The 18,394-nt window shown below is 72.7% G+C and carries 12 protein-coding genes and 2 pseudogenes; 11 read left to right on the top strand and 3 right to left on the bottom strand.

The annotated features are described in order from the left end of the window. The first annotated feature begins 3 nt into the window (after window positions 1-3). From StrepF001_RS17410 to sucD, 6 genes are all read left to right on the top strand, one after another. Window positions 4-2,463 carry a DUF5682 family protein gene (locus StrepF001_RS17410; protein ID WP_129799190.1) on the top strand — a complete coding sequence of 820 codons (2,460 nt, stop codon included), beginning with the start codon at window positions 4-6 and terminating at the stop codon, window positions 2,461-2,463. Between the two features lie 82 nt (window positions 2,464-2,545). Beyond that, window positions 2,546-3,727: a VWA domain-containing protein gene (locus tag StrepF001_RS17405; protein WP_129799189.1), complete on the top strand. Its 1,182-nt coding sequence runs from the start codon at window positions 2,546-2,548 to the stop codon at window positions 3,725-3,727. Between the two features lie 191 nt (window positions 3,728-3,918). After that, the gene (locus tag StrepF001_RS49540) at window positions 3,919-5,043 is read left to right on the top strand and encodes a hypothetical protein (protein ID WP_129799188.1); all 1,125 of its coding nucleotides are present in this window, start codon (window positions 3,919-3,921) and stop codon (window positions 5,041-5,043) included. Between the two features lie 266 nt (window positions 5,044-5,309). Next, a complete protein-coding gene (locus tag StrepF001_RS47975) occupies window positions 5,310-7,445 on the top strand; it encodes a hypothetical protein (protein WP_240797554.1) in 2,136 nt (711 codons plus the stop codon). 500 nt (window positions 7,446-7,945) lie between these two features. Then, window positions 7,946-9,127, top strand: a complete 1,182-nt coding sequence (gene sucC, locus StrepF001_RS17390) for an ADP-forming succinate--CoA ligase subunit beta (protein WP_129799187.1) — start codon at window positions 7,946-7,948, stop codon at window positions 9,125-9,127. A 28-nt stretch (window positions 9,128-9,155) separates the two neighbouring features. Then, on the top strand, window positions 9,156-10,040 hold the full coding sequence (gene sucD, locus StrepF001_RS17385; protein ID WP_129799186.1) for a succinate--CoA ligase subunit alpha: 885 nt from the start codon (window positions 9,156-9,158) through the stop codon (window positions 10,038-10,040). Window positions 10,041-10,115: 75 nt separating this feature from the next. Here the strand turns inward: sucD and StrepF001_RS17380 are convergent, their stop codons facing one another. Continuing rightward, window positions 10,116-11,252 carry a helix-turn-helix domain-containing protein gene (locus tag StrepF001_RS17380; protein WP_240797553.1) on the bottom strand — a complete coding sequence of 379 codons (1,137 nt, stop codon included), beginning with the start codon at window positions 11,250-11,252 and terminating at the stop codon, window positions 10,116-10,118. Window positions 11,253-11,348: 96 nt separating this feature from the next. On the opposite strand from StrepF001_RS17380, the pseudogene StrepF001_RS50090 reads away from it, so the two are divergent. Both StrepF001_RS50090 and StrepF001_RS17375 read left to right on the top strand, forming a co-directional pair. Then, a pseudogene (locus StrepF001_RS50090) lies at window positions 11,349-11,711 on the top strand (DUF6350 family protein); the annotation flags it as partial. Further along, the gene (locus StrepF001_RS17375; RefSeq protein WP_346656949.1) at window positions 11,672-12,883 is read left to right on the top strand and encodes a DUF6350 family protein; all 1,212 of its coding nucleotides are present in this window, start codon (window positions 11,672-11,674) and stop codon (window positions 12,881-12,883) included. The pseudogene StrepF001_RS50090 and the gene StrepF001_RS17375, both read left to right, overlap by 40 nt. A gap of 995 nt (window positions 12,884-13,878) precedes the next feature. Here the strand turns inward: StrepF001_RS17375 and StrepF001_RS47970 are convergent. After that, window positions 13,879-14,693: pseudogene (locus tag StrepF001_RS47970) on the bottom strand (hypothetical protein). Window positions 14,694-15,007: 314 nt separating this feature from the next. On the opposite strand from StrepF001_RS47970, the gene purN reads away from it, so the two are divergent. The 3 genes from purN (at window position 15,008) to StrepF001_RS17350 (ending at window position 17,788) form a co-directional block, all read left to right on the top strand. After that, complete coding sequence (gene purN / locus StrepF001_RS17360) at window positions 15,008-15,637, top strand: phosphoribosylglycinamide formyltransferase (RefSeq protein ID WP_129799184.1); 630 nt, start codon at window positions 15,008-15,010, stop codon at window positions 15,635-15,637. After that, window positions 15,634-17,199, top strand: coding sequence for a bifunctional phosphoribosylaminoimidazolecarboxamide formyltransferase/IMP cyclohydrolase (purH, locus tag StrepF001_RS17355; protein WP_129799183.1), 1,566 nt, complete (start codon window positions 15,634-15,636; stop codon window positions 17,197-17,199). Before purN ends, purH begins: the two co-directional genes overlap by 4 nt. 142 nt (window positions 17,200-17,341) lie before the next feature. Further along, a complete protein-coding gene (locus StrepF001_RS17350) occupies window positions 17,342-17,788 on the top strand; it encodes a hypothetical protein (RefSeq protein WP_240797552.1) in 447 nt (148 codons plus the stop codon). A gap of 103 nt (window positions 17,789-17,891) precedes the next feature. On the opposite strand, the gene StrepF001_RS17345 is transcribed toward StrepF001_RS17350, so the two are convergent. Then, the gene (locus tag StrepF001_RS17345) at window positions 17,892-18,389 is read right to left on the bottom strand and encodes a hypothetical protein (protein ID WP_129799182.1); all 498 of its coding nucleotides are present in this window, start codon (window positions 18,387-18,389) and stop codon (window positions 17,892-17,894) included. Window positions 18,390-18,394 lie beyond the last annotated feature (5 nt).

Below are 18,394 nucleotides of genomic sequence, written 5' to 3'. Positions count from 1 at the left end.
GGCGTGACAGGCGTTGAGAGGGCAGGAAGCAGGCGGCCCGGGGCCGAGCCGCTGCTGCTCGGTGTGCGGCATCACGGGCCGGGTTCGGCGCGGGCCGTGCGGGCGGCGCTGGACGCGGCCCGGCCGCAGGTGGTGCTGATCGAGGGCCCGCCCGAGGCGGACACGCTGATCCCGCTGGCCGCCGACGAGGACATGCGCCCACCGGTCGCCCTCCTCGCCCACGCCGTGGACGATCCCGGCCGTTCGGCCTTCTGGCCGCTGGCCGAGTTCTCGCCGGAGTGGGTGGCGATCCGGTGGGCCCTGGAGCACGAGGTGCCGGCTCGCTTCATCGATCTTCCGGTCACGCACACGCTGGTGTGGGGCGGGGAGACGGTGACGAATCCCGAGGGGGAGGCGGAGGCCACCGACGTCGCGGAAGCGGAGGCGAACGAGGCGGATGCCGGGGGCGCTGCCGTACCGGAGGCGGACGAGGCGGATGCCGGCGACGCCGCCGAACCGGAGATGACCGAGACGGACGTTCGGGTCGATCCGCTCGCCGTGCTTGCCGATGCCGCAGGTTATGACGATCCCGAGCGCTGGTGGGAGGACGTCGTCGAGCACCGGGGGTTGGGCGAGAGGGATGCGTTCGCTCCGTTCGGCGTGCTCGAGGAGGCCATGGGGGCCTTGCGGGAGGCGTACGGGAGCGGCGGGCACGAGCGGGATCTCGTGCGGGAGGCGTACATGCGGCTCCAGGTGCGGGCCGCGCAGCGGGAGTTCGGGGGTGGCGTGGCGGTCGTGTGCGGGGCGTGGCACGTGCCCGCACTGCGGCAGAAGGCCACCGTCGCCGCCGACCGGGCTCTGGTGAAGGGGCTGCCCAAGGTCAAGGCCGACATGACCTGGGTGCCGTGGACGTACCGCCGGCTGGCCCGGGCGAGCGGATACGGCGCGGGCATTGACTCGCCGGGATGGTACGGCCATCTGTTCGCGGCGCCGGACCGCCCGGTGGAGCGATGGATGACCAAGGTGGCGGGGCTGCTGCGTGCGGAGGACAGGATCGTCTCCTCGGCGCATGTCATCGAGGCGGTGCGGCTGGCCGAGACGCTCGCGGCGATGCGCGGGCGTCCGCTGGCCGGCCTCGGCGAAACCACCGACGCCGTGCGCGCCGTGATGTGTGAGGGCTCGGACGTGCCGCTGGCGCTGGTGCACGACCGGTTGGTCGTGGGGGATGTGCTGGGGGAGGTGCCGGAGGCGGCGCCTGCGGTGCCGTTGCAACGCGACCTCGCCCGGCTCCAGCGGCGGCTGCGGCTCAAACCGGAGGCGCTGGAGCGGGAGCTGGAGCTCGACCTGCGCAAGGAGACCGACGCCGGGCGCAGTCGGTTGCTGCACCGGCTGCGGCTGCTCGGCGTCGCCTGGGGCGAGCCGACGGTGTCGCGCGGCAGCACCGGGACCTTCCGGGAGACGTGGCGGCTGCGCTGGGAGCCGGAGCTGTCCGTGCGGGTCGCCGAAGCCGGGGTGTGGGGGACGACCGTGCTCGCCGCGGCGACCGCCAAGGCGGAGGCCGACGCGACCGCGGCACAGGGCCTCGTCGAGGTCACCGGGCTCGCCGAACGCTGTCTGCTGGCCGAACTGCCCGACGCTCTCCCGGCGGTGATGCGGATCCTCGCCGACCGCGCGGCGCTCGACACTGACGTCGGCCACCTCGCCCAGGCGCTGCCAGCCCTGGTCCGCTCGCTGCGCTACGGCGATGTGCGCGGCACCGACACGGGAGCGCTGACCGAGGTCGCCGCCGGCCTCGCCGAGCGGATCTTCGTCGGCCTGCCCCCAGCCTGTGCCGCTCTCGACGCGGACGCGGCCCAGGAGATGCGGGGCCATGTGGACGCGGTGCACACCGCCGTGGGGCTGCTCGGCGAGGCCGGCACACCGGAACACGATGGCCTGCGCGGACGCTGGCATGCGGTGTTGCGGGTCCTGTCCGCTCGGGACACCGTGCCCGGCGTCATCCAGGGGCGGGCGGTGCGGCTGCTGCTGGACGACGGGGAGTTGGCCCAGGAGGAGGCGGCGCGGCTCATGGGGCTGGCGCTCTCCCCGGGGACGGCGCCGGCGGATGCGGCCGCGTGGATCGAGGGCTTCGTCGGCGGAGGCGGCGGGGGCGGGATGCTGCTCGTCCACGACGAGCGGCTGCTCGGACTGGTCGACGGCTGGCTGACCCGAGTGCCGGCAGAAGCGTTCACGGACGTGCTGCCCCTGCTGCGGCGCACCTTCTCGGCGTACGAACCGGGGGTGCGCAGAACGCTCGGCGAGCTGGTGCGGCGCGGGCCGGGACAGCGGGGGAACACACAGGCGGCGGGAGCGGGCATACCCGGGTTCGGGCCCGGTCTCGACGCCGAACGCGCCACAGCAGTGGAGCCGCTGGTGCGGCTGCTGTTGGGGCTGGACGGGTCGGGAGCAGACGAAAGCGCCGGCCTGGTGGAGGTGGCGGGATGAGCAGGAGCATCGGCGGACGCAGGACGAGTCGAACGGCCGCACCGGTGGACCGGGCGGGGGAGCGCGTGGGGGAGGAGCACGTATGACGACGGAGTCCACGGCCGTGGCCGAGTCGGACGACGCCGCCCGGGAGCGGTTGCGGCGCTGGCGGCTGGTGCTGGGGGGCGAGGCGGCGGACGGTACGGGGTGTGCGCTCGGCGGGCGGGACGCCGCGATGGACGGGGCGCTCGCCGCGCTCTACGGCAAGGGGGACAAACCGCAGACGGGGAAGGACCGTTCGGCGGGGCTCGGGGCGTCGGCGCCGTCCGTGGCCCGCTGGCTCGGGGACATCCGTACGTACTTCCCGTCGTCCGTCGTGCAGGTCATGCAGCGCGACGCCATCGACCGGCTCGGGCTGTCCGCCCTGCTGCTGGAGCCGGAGATGCTGGAGGCCGTGGAGGCGGACGTGCACCTTGTCGGCACGCTGCTGTCGCTGAACAAGGCGATGCCGGAGACGACGAAGGAGACGGCACGAGCCGTTGTGCGCAAGGTCGTCGAGGACCTGGAGAAGCGGCTCGCCACCCGCACTCGGGCCACCCTCACCGGCGCCCTCGACCGCAGCGCCCGCATCAACCGGCCGCGCCACCACGACATCGACTGGAACCGCACGATCGCGGCCAACCTCAAACACTACCTCCCGGAGTACCGGACGATCGTGCCGGAGCGGCTCATCGGCTACGGGCGAGCATCCCAGTCGGTGAAGAAGGAGGTCATCCTCTGCATCGACCAGTCGGGGTCGATGGCGGCGTCCGTCGTGTACGCGTCCGTGTTCGGGGCGGTGCTGGCGTCCATGCGGTCGATCAGTACGCGGCTCGTCGTCTTCGACACGGCGGTCGTCGATCTCACCGACCAGCTCGACGACCCGGTCGACGTCCTCTTCGGCACCCAACTCGGCGGCGGCACCGACATCAACCGGGCGCTGGCGTACTGCCAGTCGCAGATCACCCGGCCCGCGGAGACGGTGGTCGTGCTGATCAGCGACCTCTACGAAGGGGGGATACGGAACGAGATGCTCAAGCGAGTGGCGGCGATGAAGGCGTCGGGGGTGCAGTTCGTGACCCTGCTCGCGTTGTCGGACGAGGGGGCGCCCGCCTACGACCGGGAGCACGCGTCCGCGCTGGCGGGGCTCGGCGCGCCGGCGTTCGCCTGTACGCCGGACCTGTTCCCGGAAGTGATGGCGGCAGCCATCGAGAAGCGTCCGCTTCCGATACCGGACACCACATGACGACCGGGGAGCACCGGGTGAGTTCCTCTCGAAAGGGGATATGACTACCCATCGGTAACGGGGGGCTTGCGCAACCTCGGGAGTCCCGTGCAAGGATCGATGCCTCGTCAGCGGTGCGCCGCGCTCCGCTCGCCCGTACCGCGTCGTCCACTACGCGGCTCGTTCCGCCGCATCGGAGGACCCTCCCTCTCTTGATCTGGTCAGCAGCCCTGTCCGGTGCCGCTGTGCGTGTGCTGCGCGCGGCGGCCGGGCGGCGTGCGCTCCAGATGGTGTTGCTGGTGGGTGGGTTGTTCGTGCTCGGGGTGCTGTACGGAGGGCAGGCACGGGCGACGGACGGCACGGCCTCGACGACATCGGCGACCTCTCCGGCCTCGGTGACTGTCTCGGCTTCGGCTTCGGTCGACTCGCCGGCTTCGGTCGACCCGTCGGCTTCGGTGACTTCGGCGAAGGCGAGGCCGGACGAGGTCGTGAAGTCGACTTCGGCAGAGGGCGCTGCGTCGTTGGCGCAGGGTCTTGTGGGCGGGACCGACCACGACTTCGGCGGCTCTCAGGACCCCGCCGACCGCGGCGGTGCCCCGGTCACGGACGTGTCGCCGGGACCGGTAGGGCATCCCGCTGCCGAGGCTCCTCACGGCCGGGACAGCGAGTCGATCGTGCGGCCGGTGACCGAGGACCTCGTGGGGTCCGTGGGTGAGCGAGTGATACGGCCGGTCGGTGGCGTGGTGGAGACCGTGACCGCGCAAGCCGAGGTGCCGCCGCTGTCGTCGTTGCCCGTGTTGCCGTCGCTGCCGGGGCTGCCGGGGCTGTCCGACTCACCCACGCTGCCCGTCCTCCCCGAACTGCCCGGCCTTCCGGAGCCTCCCGGGTACCTGCCCACGCCCCCCGTCCTCCCCGGGCTGCCGGGGCAGTTCCCGCCGCTGCCCGGGGCGGTGACGCCCCAGCCGGGCGCTGCGGGGACGTCGCCGTCCCCCGAGGCCGGTTCCGAGAGGCGTGGCGGCAAGGCGGGCGCCGACGGCGTCCATGGGCCGCGTCTCGGCGGCTCGTCCGGCGAGGTCGTGGCCGCTGTCCACGGCAGCGGGCAGCACGATCGGGCCGGGGGCCGGTACGCCCCGGTGCATCAGGTGCCGGCCGGGCGTGGTGACGGCATGCTGGGCAACCGTTCGGCGGCGGACAGCGGCACGTCCCGGCACGGCGACGCGCACGCCGTGACCTCGAACCACCGGGCGCGGCTGCGGCTCGTGCCCGGCGCCATCGTGCGCGTCGAGTCGGAGGGGACACGGGACCGGCACCGGGACATCCCGGTATTCCCCGGCTAGGGCAGGCCTTTCCCGCGCCGTAGACCTGCCGCGCGGGGGCGGAACAGGTCTGCCCGACCGTCCGGACCTCCCCCGGTTCCCGGACGGAAGCCGCCGGAGTCGTCTCCATAGCCGTCGGTCCCCACTCCCCGGACCGCGAGCGGAAGACGGCGCCGGAAGCTCCCCAAGTCCCCTGGCACGAGCCCGAGCACAAGGTTGCCCCTCCTGGTGACCTGCTCGCGGTCTCGCGCTTCCGACGTCGAGTCCCGAAGGATCAGACGCACGCAATGAACAAGAACATCCGCCGTTCCATCGTCATAGCCGCCGGAGTCACCGGCGCGTGGGCGCTCGGTTCCGCTGTCGCGAGCGCCGACGAACTGCCCGCCTCCTCCCTCTCCGTGTCGGACGCGACCACGGATGCCGAGAGCACGCTCGGTGAGGTCACCGACGCCGTCGACGGCGTCGTCTCCGACCTCGCCCACGCCGATGCGCAGGACACCGGCGTGACGGACGCCCTCACTGGTGCCGGCGTCGGCAAGGCGACCTCCACCGTCACGGACGGGCTCGGCACCGCCCGGACGACCACGGACGGGGCGCGCGCCACCGCCGCGTCGTCCGGCGACGGCGGTGCCGTGGAGCAGGCCCGCCGGTACGTCGACGCCGACGTGAGCGTGCCGAAGGCGGCCAAGGTCCGGGGCGCGCAGGCCGTCCAGGGTGCCCAGGCCGCCCGAGCCGCGCAGGCCAAGGCCGAGGTCACCGCCGGAGAGGTCGCCGGCACGGCCGGGGCCACCGTCGCCGACACCGCAGCGGCCGCCCCCACCACGCCCCAGGACACGGTCGACTACCTCTTCGGCCCCCTCTCCGCCTTCGCGCCCGAGCTCGAGCAGGCGCTGGCCGCGGCGCAGACGAGGCTCCAGGGCACCCAGGCGGCGGCGCGGTCGCAGACGCAGGGCGTCGAGGGTGTCGTACGGACGAAGGCGCAGTACGCGGTGGCGGGCGCGGGCCGCACCGCGGCGGGCGTGACGCATGCCGCGCAGGCCGCGGTCGCCGGGGCCGACGCGCGGACCGCCGGTGCGGTCACCACCGCTCAGGGCCAGGTCGGCGCCGTCGGAGGCGCCGCCGAGGCGAGCGTCGCCTCCGTGCCGGGCCACGTCACGGGCACGGTCGGCGGGGTCGAGCAGCGCGTGGTCGGCACGGTCACCACCGTGCCGGGCGCGGTCACGCCGGTGGTGGAGCAGACGGCCGCGGCCGCCGTTCCGCCGGTCGCCGCCTCCGCCGTGGCCGGCGTGCGGCCGGTCGCCGACCGGGTGGTGACGGGTGTGGTGCCGGTCGCCGGCCAGGCAGTGGCGGGCGTCGTGCCCGCCGCCACCGGAGTGGTGCACGGCGCCCGGCCGGCCGCGACCGGAGCCGTGGCCGGGGTGACCCCGGTCGCCGGTCACGCCGTGCACGCAGTCGCGCCCGCCGTGACCGACGCGGTGCACGGAGTGACGCCGGTCGCCGGCGGTGCCGTCGCCGGGGTCGCCGCGGTCGCCGGTCATGCCGTGGACGCCGCGACTGCGATGGCGTACGGAGTGGTCGCCGACGTTCAGCCTGTCGTGGGCGGCGTCGTGCAGGGCGTGCAGCCGGTCGCCGGCGGTGCCGTCACGGACGTGCATGCGGTGGCGGGCGGTGCGGTGGCGGGCGTGCAGCCGGTCGCCGCCGAGGCCGTCACGGACGTGCAGTCCCTCGCCTGGGGTGCGGTCGGGGACGTGCGGCCGGTGGCCGAGGGTGTGGTGGCGGACGTACCGCCGTATGCGACCGGTGTCGTCGACGAGGTGCCGCCGTACGCCGCGGGCCTCGTCGGGCAGGTCACCGGCGACGCCACGGGCACCGTACTGCCGCCGGTCGCGAACACCGCGGTGCAGGGTGTCGTGCCGGTCGCCGGGCAGGCCGTCGCCGACGCGGGCGGGCTGGCGTACGGCGCCGTGGGCGATACGGAGTACTTCACCGGCGGGGTCGCCGGGGGCGTACCGCCGCTGGCGTACGGCGTGACGGAGCAGGCCGGGGGCTTCGCCGAGGGCGTGGCGGGCGAGGTGCCGCCGTTCGCGCAGGGCGTCACCGGTGCGGTCCAGCCGCTCGTCGACACCGTCACCGAGACCGTATGGCCGGTCGTCGAGGGTGTCGGCGGCAGCACCACGACGCTGGCCTACGGCGTGGTGGGCGACGTCGCTCCGTTCGCGGGCGGCGTGGCCGGCGAGGCCGCCCCGTTCGTGCACGGTGTCGCCGGGCAGGTCGCGCCCTTCGCGCAGGACCTCACCGGCACCGTGCAGTCCACCGGCGGTTCGCTGACCGGCCACGCCGTCTCCGGAGCGGAGGGCGTCGCCGAGTCGATCACCCCCGGTTACGTCCAGGACGTACGCCAGGGCGGCACGTACAGCATCTGACCGAGCGCGGTCTCGCAGGACAGAGGCCCGCATCCAGACCCCGCAGGGCTCCGCTCCACGACGGCCGAAAGCCGTCGGTCCGTCCGGACGGAAACCTGCGGTCGGGGCCCGCGGTCCCCATTGGGGTGGGGATCGCCGGACCCGTGCCCCGAGGCCGTACATCAGGCCCCTCGGGGATGCTCAAGGGGCCTCACCGGGTCAACCCCAGCCCGGTGAGGCCCTGTGCCGTCCCTGGCCTGTTCGCTGGCCGGTCACCGTCTGTTCCCTCACCGACGGCACGCCGTGCCAGTGAGTGCGGCATCATGTGACAGGTATCACCGCTCAGGTGTGACCCGCGATTTAGAGACCCCCAGCAAGCGGGGATAACCTGCGAGACGGACATGCCGCGCGCTCGGACACCGTGTGCGCTTCCCTTGTGACACATGCGGTCGTCACGTTGCCCTTCGCGGCACGCCCACGCATCCAACGAACCGCGAGATCACTGATAGGGACGGAAGCGCGTGGACCTGTTCGAGTACCAGGCGAGGGACCTCTTCGCCAAGCACGATGTACCGGTGCTGGCCGGTGAAGTCATCGACACGCCTGAGGCGGCGCGCGAGATCACCGAGCGTCTGGGCGGCAAGTCCGTCGTCAAGGCGCAGGTGAAGGTCGGTGGCCGCGGCAAGGCCGGTGGCGTGAAGCTGGCCGCCACCCCGGACGAGGCCGTTGCCCGCGCGACGGACATTCTCGGCATGGACATCAAGGGCCACACGGTCCACAAGGTCATGCTCGCCGAGACGGCCCCGGAGATCCTCGAGGAGTACTACGTCTCCTTCCTCCTCGACCGTGCCAACCGCACCTTCCTCTCCATCGCCTCCGTCGAGGGCGGCATGGAGATCGAGGAGGTGGCGGCCACCCGCCCGGAGGCCGTCGCGAAGATCGCGATCGACGCCATCGACGGTGTGGACGAGGCGAAGGCCCGCGAGATCGTCGAGGCCGCCAAGTTCCCGGCCGAGGTCGCCGACAAGGTCGTGAACGTCCTCGTCAAGCTGTGGGACACCTTCATCAAGGAGGACGCCCTCCTGGTCGAGGTCAACCCGCTGGCCAAGGTCGCCTCCGGCGAGGTCATCGCCCTCGACGGCAAGGTGTCGCTCGACGACAACGCCGAGTTCCGTCACCCCGACTTCGAGGAACTCCACGACAAGGCCGCGGCCAACCCCCTCGAGGCCGCCGCCAAGGAGAAGAACCTCAACTACGTCAAGCTCGACGGCGAGGTCGGCATCATCGGCAACGGCGCGGGTCTCGTGATGAGCACCCTGGACGTCGTCGCGTACGCCGGTGAGAAGCACGGCAACGTCAAGCCCGCCAACTTCCTGGACATCGGCGGCGGTGCCTCCGCCCAGGTGATGGCGAACGGCCTGGAGATCATCCTTGGCGACCCGGACGTCCGCTCCGTGTTCGTCAACGTCTTCGGCGGCATCACCGCCTGTGACGAGGTCGCCAACGGCATCGTGCAGGCCCTGAAGCTTCTCGAGGACCGCGGCGAGCAGGTCACCAAGCCGCTGGTCGTCCGCCTCGACGGCAACAACGCCGAGCTCGGCCGGCAGATCCTCACGGACGCCAACCACCCGCTGGTCCAGCGCGTCGACACCATGGACGGCGCGGCCGACAAGGCCGCCGAGCTCGCCGCAGCCGCCAAGTAAGCACCGAGGACGAGGACATCCACACACCATGGCTATCTGGCTCAACAAGGACAGCAAGGTCATCGTCCAGGGCATGACCGGCGCCACCGGCATGAAGCACACCAAGCTCATGCTCGGTGACGGCACGAACGTCGTGGGCGGCGTGAACCCGCGCAAGGCGGGTCAGACCGTGGACTTCGACGGCACCGAGGTACCCGTCTTCGGCACCGTCAAGGAGGCCATCGAGGCCACCGGCGCCAACGTCTCCGTCATCTTCGTGCCGGAGAAGTTCACCAAGGACGCCGTCGTCGAGGCGATCGACGCCGAGATCCCGCTCGCCGTCGTCATCACCGAGGGCATCGCCGTGCACGACACGGCCGCCTTCTGGGCGTACGCCGGCAAGAAGGGCAACAAGACCCGCATCATCGGCCCGAACTGCCCCGGCATCATCACCCCGGGCCAGTCCAACGTCGGCATCATCCCGGGCGACATCACCAAGCCGGGTCGTATCGGCCTGGTCTCGAAGTCCGGCACGCTGACGTACCAGATGATGTACGAGCTTCGTGACATCGGCTTCTCGACCGCCGTCGGCATCGGTGGCGACCCGATCATCGGCAGCACGCACATCGACGCCCTGGCCGCCTTCCAGGCTGACCCCGACACCGACCTGATCGTCATGATCGGTGAGATCGGCGGCGACGCCGAGGAGCGGGCCGCGGCCTTCATCAAGGAGAACGTGACCAAGCCGGTCGTCGGCTACGTCGCGGGCTTCACCGCGCCCGAGGGCAAGACCATGGGCCACGCGGGCGCCATCGTCTCCGGCTCGTCCGGCACCGCCCAGGCGAAGAAGGAGGCCCTGGAGGCCGCGGGCGTCAAGGTCGGCAAGACCCCGACCGAGACGGCGAAGCTGGCGCGCGAGATCCTCGCCGGCTGAGTCCTCCGACTGACCGCCGGTGGGCCCGTTCCCCGAATGGGGGCGGGCCCACCGGCGTTTTCGTTCGTCCCCGCCTCACCGCGGCTCCGGCACCAGCCGTTCCGGTCCGCCGGCCGTTTCCATGCGCAGCTTCTCCAGCAGCGCCAGCTGCTGCTCCGACAAGGGTCCCGGCGCCGCCCGCGGCGGTACCCCGCGCACCGTCTCGCCCGGTGCCACCGGCGGCTCGTACTGTGTCGGGGCCGTGCGCAGGGTCAGGGCTGTCGCGCCGATGAGGGTGACCGTGAAGGCGATGGCGGCCCGGGTCCAGAAACGGGCGCGGCGTTCGCTGCCGTTGCGTACCGTGAACGGTTTGGAGGCCCGTAGTCGTTCCGTGTCGGCCAGGCGGGCGAGCCGCCGGTGCAGTTCGGCCGGGTCGGACAGCTCCGGCAGCCGCGCGGCGACGGCCTCGCGCGCATGCAGCAGCCGGTTCGCCGCCGCCGGGGTGCTCGCCTCCGTCTCCGCCGCGGTCTCCGGCAGGTCCAGGCCCACGACGTCGTACAGCAGGAGCGTGCGGCGGTGCGGCGGCGGGAGTCTCAGAAGTACGTTCAGCAGCGTGCGGTCGGACGCGTCGGCCGGCGGCGCCTCGGGGTGGCGATGGCGCGGGCGGAACCGGTGCCAGGGAGAGAGGGCGTACTCGTACGCCGCCGCCCGTACCCAGCCCGTCGGGTCGCGGTCGACGGCCACCTCGGGCCAGCGCTGCCAGGCGAGTTGGAACGCCCGCTCGACCGACTCACGAGCCAGCTCGCGCCGCCCGGTCAGCAGGTAAGTCTGCCGGACGAGGGCGGGGACGCAGAACGCGTAGAGGGCGTCGAAGGCCTGAGCAGGGGTCAGAGAGGACGGTGACGACGGCGCGAAGGGGTCGGGCTGGGCCTCGGGTTCCCGCTGATCGTGACGTACCGTTACAGCTGTCTTCTTCGCAGGGATTTCGCGATCGGTGACGGTCTCGATGCCGGTCTCCGTGCCGGCCTCGGTCGTCAGCGCGTTCAGCAATTCTGCGTACGCCTGCCGTTTCCGGCCGCGTGGAGTCGTGCGGTCGGCCTCCCATGCCCGCACCGTCCGACGGGAGACACCCATGCGCTCCGCGACCTGAGCCACAGTCAGCGAACCTGCCTCGCGCAGGCGGCGGCGCTCCTTGGGCGGGGGGAGCGGGGTCGCAGGGCTGCTCTGCCTCACAGGACACCCCTTCGTACGAAAAAGTACATAAACACATATTGGGCGACACATCGGAGGTTCGCCTGTTACGACGGGAAAGCGCGTGTCGTTGGGAGCATGACGGTCGTGATTCAGATGTCCGACCGCCGATCGCCGCTGTCATCCCTGCTCACCCGTTTGCGTCGCCGATCGCCCGGACTGGCCGCCAGCCTCCTGGGTGGCGCGGTCGCGGCCGGGCTGGGGCTCGGCTCGTTCGCCGTGCTCGTGATGATGCTGTGGATCACCTCGCCCTATCCCGACAGCGGGCCGGGGGGCGCGCTGCATGTCGCCGCGGGGCTGTGGCTGCTGGCGCACGGCGCGGAGCTGGTCCGCACCGACACGCTCTCCGGCGTTCCCGCGCCGGTCGGCGTCACGCCGCTGCTGCTGCTCGTGCTGCCGGTGTGGCTGGTGCACCGGGCGGCGCGGGACGCGGTGGACGGGGAGCCGGAGGGTCGGGCACCGGTGGGTGTCCGTACGGCGTGGGCGGGGTGGTGCTGGGGTACCTCGCCGTCGGGGGCATGGCCACGGTGTACGCCTCGGGAGGCGGCTCGCTGCGGGCCGACTGGGTGTGGGCCGCAGTGTGTCTGCCGGTGATCGCCGTGGGCGCGGCGGGAGCGGGGGTGTGGACGGCGTACGGGCGGCCCTGTGGACCGGTGGACGGCGTGCTGATCCTGTTGCCGCGCGGTCTGCGGCGGCTGTTCCTCGGGGCTGAGGCCCGGGAGCGGCTGGATGTCTCGGCGCGGGCGGCCGCGGCCGGGGCCGCGGTGCTGGTCGGGGGCGGGGCGTTGCTGGTGGCGGTGTCGCTGCTGTGGCACGGCGGCGCGGCCCGCGAGGCCTTTGCCCAGCTGACGCAGGGGTGGTCGGGGCGGTTCGCGGTGCTGCTGCTGTGCGCGGCGCTCGTACCGAACTCGGCGGTGTGGGGTGCGGCCTATGCCCTCGGCCCCGGGTTCGCGCTCGGCGTCGGGCACACGACGACCCCACTGTCCACCGACACCGCCCCGCTGCTCCCGCCGTTCCCCCTGCTGGCGGCGCTACCGGAGGCGGGCCCGGGGACGCCGTTGAACTGGGCTGCCGCAGTGGTGCCGGTGGCGGCCGGCGTGACGGTCGGGTGGTTCACGGGGAGGGCGGCGGTCCGGGGCGGGGAGGACGAGGAGGCGAGGGGGATGCCTTGGTCATGGGGGCGTACGGCGGGCTGCACCGGGCTGGCGGCTGTGTGGTGCGCGGCGGGACTCGCCGTGCTGGCAGGGCTGGCGGGCGGGCCGCTCGGGGTGGACGCGCTGGCTCGGTTCGGGCCGGTGTGGTGGCAGGTGGGGGCGGCGACGCTGGCGTGGACGGCGGTCGTGGCGGTTCCGACCGCGGTAGGGGTACGGGCTTGGCGGTGCCGGAAGCATGAGCAGGGAGCTACGGCGACCATCGCCGGGCAACGGGAAAGGGCTGGTGCCGGCGGAACGGAGGCGCTGGGGTGGGGCGTCGGCTTCGGGGAGGGACGGCGGAGGCTCGGGCCGGGATGTCGGATTCCGGGCCAGGCGGGTTGGAGGCGTGGGCCGGGGCGGTTGATTCTGCGGCCGGAGGTCGGGTGCCCCGGCTGGAGCGGCCGGCTCTGCGGCGAGTGAGTTGGACGTGTGGGCCGGGGTGATCGATCCCGTGGTGGGGGAGCCGAGCGTCGGGGCGGGTGCGGCGGACGGCGGCGGTCGGGATGAAGGGGTGCGTGGAGAGTCCGGAGGCTGCGGCGACCGAGTTGGACGTCTGGGCCGGGGTGATTGATTCCGCGGTGGGGGAGTCGAACGGCGGGGCGGAGCGGCGGATGCGGGGGCGGTCGGGCGAAGGGGCGTGTGAAGAATCCGGAGTCTGCGGCGACCGAGGCGAACGTTCGGACGGGCGTGGCCGATGCCAGGGAGGCGACGGCGAGGGTTGGGGGGGCGTCGGATTCCGGGGAGGGGTCGGCGGCGGGGCGGACGCGGGCGTCGGGCTCCGGGGAGGGGCTGGCGAAGCGGCAGGTGCGGGCGTTGGACTTCGGGGAGGGGTCGCGGCGGGCGGACGCGGGCGTCGGGCTCCGGGGAGGGGCTGGCGAAGCGGCAGGGGCGGGTATCGGAATCCGGCGCGGATGCGGCGAACAGCCGGACGGAGATGGCGCATCCCGGTGCGGGGACCTCGAACTCCGGGACGCAGAGGCCGGAGGCCCGCGCGGATGCGTCGGACACCGGTGTGCGGCGACGTCGCCGGCGGTGGCCCTTCTCCAGCGGCTCGTCATCCCGCAAGCGCGACGGTGTCGGCCCGGATCCTCGGCCGACCGCATCGCAGGCCGCACCCTCCGCAGGCCGCCCGGACGCCCCGTACGACCCCACCCTCGAGCCCTACGACTTCCTGCCCGTCGACCCCCGATGCCCTGGCGCGACGACACCCGCGAGGTCCGCTGGGCGGCGTTGAAGGAGGCGTCCAGGAGGGCGGAGCCACCGGAGCGGACGACTCCTGATGCCAGGCGCCTTCCGGAGCCCGCATTGCTCGGAGTCCTTCGCCCCCCGGAGCCCGGCGTTGCGCGGAGGCCGCCGCATCCCGGAGCCCGACGTGTCCAGCGCCTTCCAAACGCCCGAGCCCCCGAAGCGCACCCCTAAGCGTTGGCCCCAAAACCCCCGCAACTCGTCCGCAGCAGCTTGGTGCACGCCTGTCTGGCCTCGTTGGTGAGGGCGTCGTTGGTGCAGGTGTAGTAGTCGCGGTACGAACTGTGCGGTGAAGGTCGCGGCGACGAGCATGATGGCCAGGGACGCCGTGACCAGGCCGCTCACCGCGGCCGCGGTCTGTGGGCGGGCCGGTGTCGTGGGGGCCGGGTTCGGGGCTGGGGGTGCGGGGCTTGGTGCGCAGGGAGCTGATGCCCCAGTAGAGGGCCGGCGCGCCGAGCAGCAGTGCCACGTACGGCCAGTTGAAGAGGGCGAAGAAGAAGGCCCACATGCCGGCCAGCAGCGTGTAGCGCGCGCGGCGCTGTGCCGGGTCCGTGGGGTCCCAGCGCGGTCCGCTCTGGCCCGGACCGCCGCCCGGCCCCTCGGGGCTGCGGCCGGGCCGGTCGCCGAAGCCGCCGTTGGAGGAGCGGCCGGGCTGCCGGTCGCTCCACTGGCTGCCCCACACGGGTCGGCCGCCCTCACCCTGTGAGCCGGAGGAGCCCGAAGAGTCGGGGGAGCCCTGTGAACCCCCGGCGTCCCCTCCGTCGCCGGACGGGCGCCGCGGCTGCCACGGCCGGTCCGGCGTGCCCTCCGGCGGCGGCGCGAACGGGTTGTCGTCCTGGGCCGCACCGCCCCGCCGGTCGTCGGCGTCGCCCGAGGGCGCGCCGGGCGGCGTCGAGGGGCGCTCCCGCAGCAGCACGCCGACACGCTCCCCTCCCCGTGCCGACTGAGGGGGGAGCGTGAGGAGTCGCAGGCTGCGGTCCGACATCAAGTGAGCGTCTTCCCCTTGGTGAAATACGGCTGGTCTGGAACGGCTGGTCTCGAACGACCGGTCTGGCGTGAGCTGTCCTCTCGTGAACGCACCGCACCCCGGCCGCGTTCCCGAGCTCGCTCCTCCCAGACGCTACCTTCCGGCCACGCCCCCGTCCCATGGGGGATGCCCGGTGTGCCGGTATCGTTGCTGACGGTCGGCCGCTTCGTAGGCTTCCCCGTATCCGGGGGCGTGAAGCATTCGTACGAACGCACATACCGGCGCCGTACCCGGCCGACCGTGCACATGCTTCCCCGAGAAAGGGCCCCACCGTGGCCGCCAAGCCCGTGGTCAAGCGCCTCGTCGTGCTGGTCTCCGGATCCGGCACCAATCTGCAGGCGCTCCTCGACGCCATCGCGACCACCGGCGCCGAGGCGTACGGAGCCGAGATCGTGGCCGTCGGAGCCGACCGCGCCGGCATCGAGGGGCTGGCGCGGGCCGAGCGCGCCGGGCTGCCCACGTTCGTGTGCCGGGTCAAGGACTACGCCACCCGCGAGGAGTGGGACGCGGCCCTCGCCGGAGCCGTCGCCGCGTACGAGCCCGATCTCGTGGTCTCCGCCGGGTTCATGAAGATCGTGGGCAAGGAGTTCCTCGCCCGTTACGGCGGGCGGTTCATCAACACCCACCCCGCGCTCCTCCCCAGTTTTCCCGGCGCCCACGGTGTCCGCGACGCGCTCGCGTACGGCGCCAGGGTCACCGGCTGCACCGTCCACTTCGTCGACGACGGCGTCGACACCGGGCCGATCATCGCGCAGGGCGTGGTGGAGGTCCGGGACGAGGACGACGAGAGTGCGCTGCACGAGCGCATCAAGGAAGTCGAGCGAAGGCTGCTCGTCGATGTCGTGGGGCGGCTCGCCCGCAACGGCTATCGCATTGAGGGACGAAAGGTAGTTATCCAGTGACCGCCACCGCCGAGAGCAACAAGCGGGCCATTCGACGGGCGCTCGTCAGCGTCTATGACAAGACGGGTCTGGAAGACCTCGCGCGCGGTCTGCACGAGGCCGGCGTCGAGCTCGTCTCCACCGGCTCCACCGCCGCCCGCATCGCCGCCGCCGGCGTCCCCGTCACCAAGGTCGAGGAGCTCACCGGCTTCCCCGAGTGCCTGGACGGCCGCGTCAAGACCCTGCACCCCAGGGTCCACGCGGGCATCCTCGCCGACCTGCGCCTGGACAGCCACCGGCAGCAGCTCGACGAGCTGGGCGTCGCGCCGTTCGACCTCGTGGTCGTCAACCTCTACCCGTTCCAGGAGACCGTCGCCTCCGGCGCCTCGCCCGACGAGTGCGTGGAGCAGATCGACATCGGCGGGCCGTCGATGGTCCGCGCCGCCGCCAAGAACCACCCCTCGGTCGCCGTGGTCACCAGCCCCGAGCGGTACGCCGACGTCCTCGCCGCCGTGCGCGACGGCGGCTTCGACCTCGCCACCCGCAAGCGGCTGGCCGCCGAGGCCTTCCGCCACACCGCCGAGTACGACGTGGCGGTCGCGGGCTGGTTCGCGGGCGAGTACGCCGGTGACGGCGAGGAGTTCCCGGAGTTCATCGGGGTGATGTACGAGCGCAAGCAGGTGCTGCGCTACGGCGAGAACCCGCACCAGCCGGCCGCCCTCTACACCGGTGGCTGCGGCGGCCTGGCGGTTGCCGAGCAGCTGCACGGCAAGGAGATGTCGTACAACAACTACACGGACACGGACGCCGCCCGCCGTGCCGCGTACGACCACACCGAGCCGTGCGTCGCGATCATCAAGCACGCCAACCCGTGCGGCATCGCGATCGGCGCGGACGTCGCCGAGGCCCACCGCAAGGCGCACGCCTGCGACCCGCTGTCCGCGTTCGGCGGTGTCATCGCCGTCAACCGGCCGGTCAGCAAGGAGATGGCCGAGCAGGTCGCCGAGATCTTCACCGAGGTCATCGTCGCCCCCGACTACGAGGAGGGCGCGCTCGAAGCCCTCACCAAGAAGAAGAACATCCGCGTGCTGCGCTGCCCCGAGGCGCCAGAGCTGGTCGCCGAGTTCCGCCCGATCGACGGCGGCGGCCTGGCCCAGGTGACGGACGTCTTCCAGGCCGAGGGCGACGACCCGGCCAACTGGACCCTGGCGGCCGGCGAGGCGCTGTCCGAGTCGGAGCTCGCAGAGCTGGCCTTTGCGTGGAAGGCCTGCCGCGCGGTGAAGTCCAACGCCATCCTGCTCGCCAAGGACGGTGCCTCGGTCGGCGTCGGCATGGGGCAGGTCAACCGCGTCGACTCGGCGAAGCTGGCCGTGGAGCGGGCGGGCGCCGAGCGCGCGCAGGGTTCCTACGCTGCCTCGGACGCGTTCTTCCCCTTCCCGGACGGCCTGGAGATCCTCACCGAGGCCGGCGTCAAGGCGGTTGTCCAGCCGGGCGGTTCGGTCCGTGACGAGCAGGTCGTCGAGGCCGCGAAGAAGGCGGGCGTGACGATGTACTTCACGGGGACGCGGCACTTCTTCCACTGATGGGGGACACGGGTGCCCCGGTTCGGGGGCACCCTTCCCTGAAAAGTTATAGGTACGCCGTGAGTGACGAGTGTCTGACACTGATCCGAACTTCTGGTCACGAGGTAGTGGAGACACTGTTATGCGCGGTGCGATGCGAACCATGGTGGGGGCCGTTGCCACGGGGCTCTTCGTCCTGGCGATGAGCAATCCGGCGGCAGCGGCCGAGAGTGACAACGCGGCCTGGAGCGACGCTCCGACCGGCGACAGGACGTGCATCACGGTCGGCAACCTGACGGCCACGGCGTGCTTCAAGCCGTACGGCGACGTCATATACGTGCAGGACCTCTCGCCGGACGCCAACGAGGTCTACGCCTACTGGCAGAACCAGCTCCGTGACAGCACCGGCACGTGGGGCACCTACCGCAGCGGCACCTGCACCTACACCGGTGGCGCATACGGCTGGGGCTCCTGCAACAAGGACTTCTACGAGCACAGCAGCTCGAACGCCTGGGGCGGCAAGGGCAGCAGGGTGCGCGTCAAGGCCTGTGTCAACGACCTCGGTGACGACACATGCAGCGGCCTGACCGTCTGGGTCAACAACCAGTGATGCGAGCGCGAAGGCCCGCCGGTCGGTGACCGGCGGGCCGAGCGGTGCCGCGGGCCGGCGTCAGCTGCAACCGCTGCCCGCCCGGGGTGCCGCAGTTCCGTCCTCAGTCGGCTGTCGCGACGCAGGACGCGGCCATGAGGTACATGACGATCCACAGCGCCGCGACGATGAGGTCCCCGCGGCCGAAGGACGCCGTGGTCATGTAGTCGAGGTTCTCGGCGTAGGCCGGGTCCTGGGGGTCGTAGACGATCCTGAGCTCCGCGCCGACCTGGGGAATGCTCTCGCGTGTCCGGACGACGGCGCGGTACTCCCCTCGGTGTGGCTCCACCCGGAAGCCGCAGCGGATCCGCATCGGGCCCTCGGGCTCGGCGGGGTTGAGGTGCTCGCGGCAGATCGCGGTGGCCAGCCGGCCGTGCTTGCGCAGACGGCGTTCACGCCGGGACCGCGGGCTCGCGAGCAGGGCCGCCAGTGCGCCGGTCACCGCGAAGAAGATGCCCAACCCCAGCAGCACGGCCCCTCCGTCCAGTTCGCCCCGCCGTTCTCCGGGTGGTGCCCCGGCCATGGTGGCGGAGGCGGAGAACGGCGGGGCGCCTGAAGCCATTCACC

It is taken from the genome of Streptomyces sp. F001, assembly GCF_004187715.1.
Taxonomy (GTDB): domain Bacteria; phylum Actinomycetota; class Actinomycetes; order Streptomycetales; family Streptomycetaceae; genus Streptomyces; species Streptomyces flavusporus.
The sequence above is the reverse complement of the archived record's forward strand: the minus strand, read 5'-3'. Positions and strand labels throughout refer to the sequence as shown.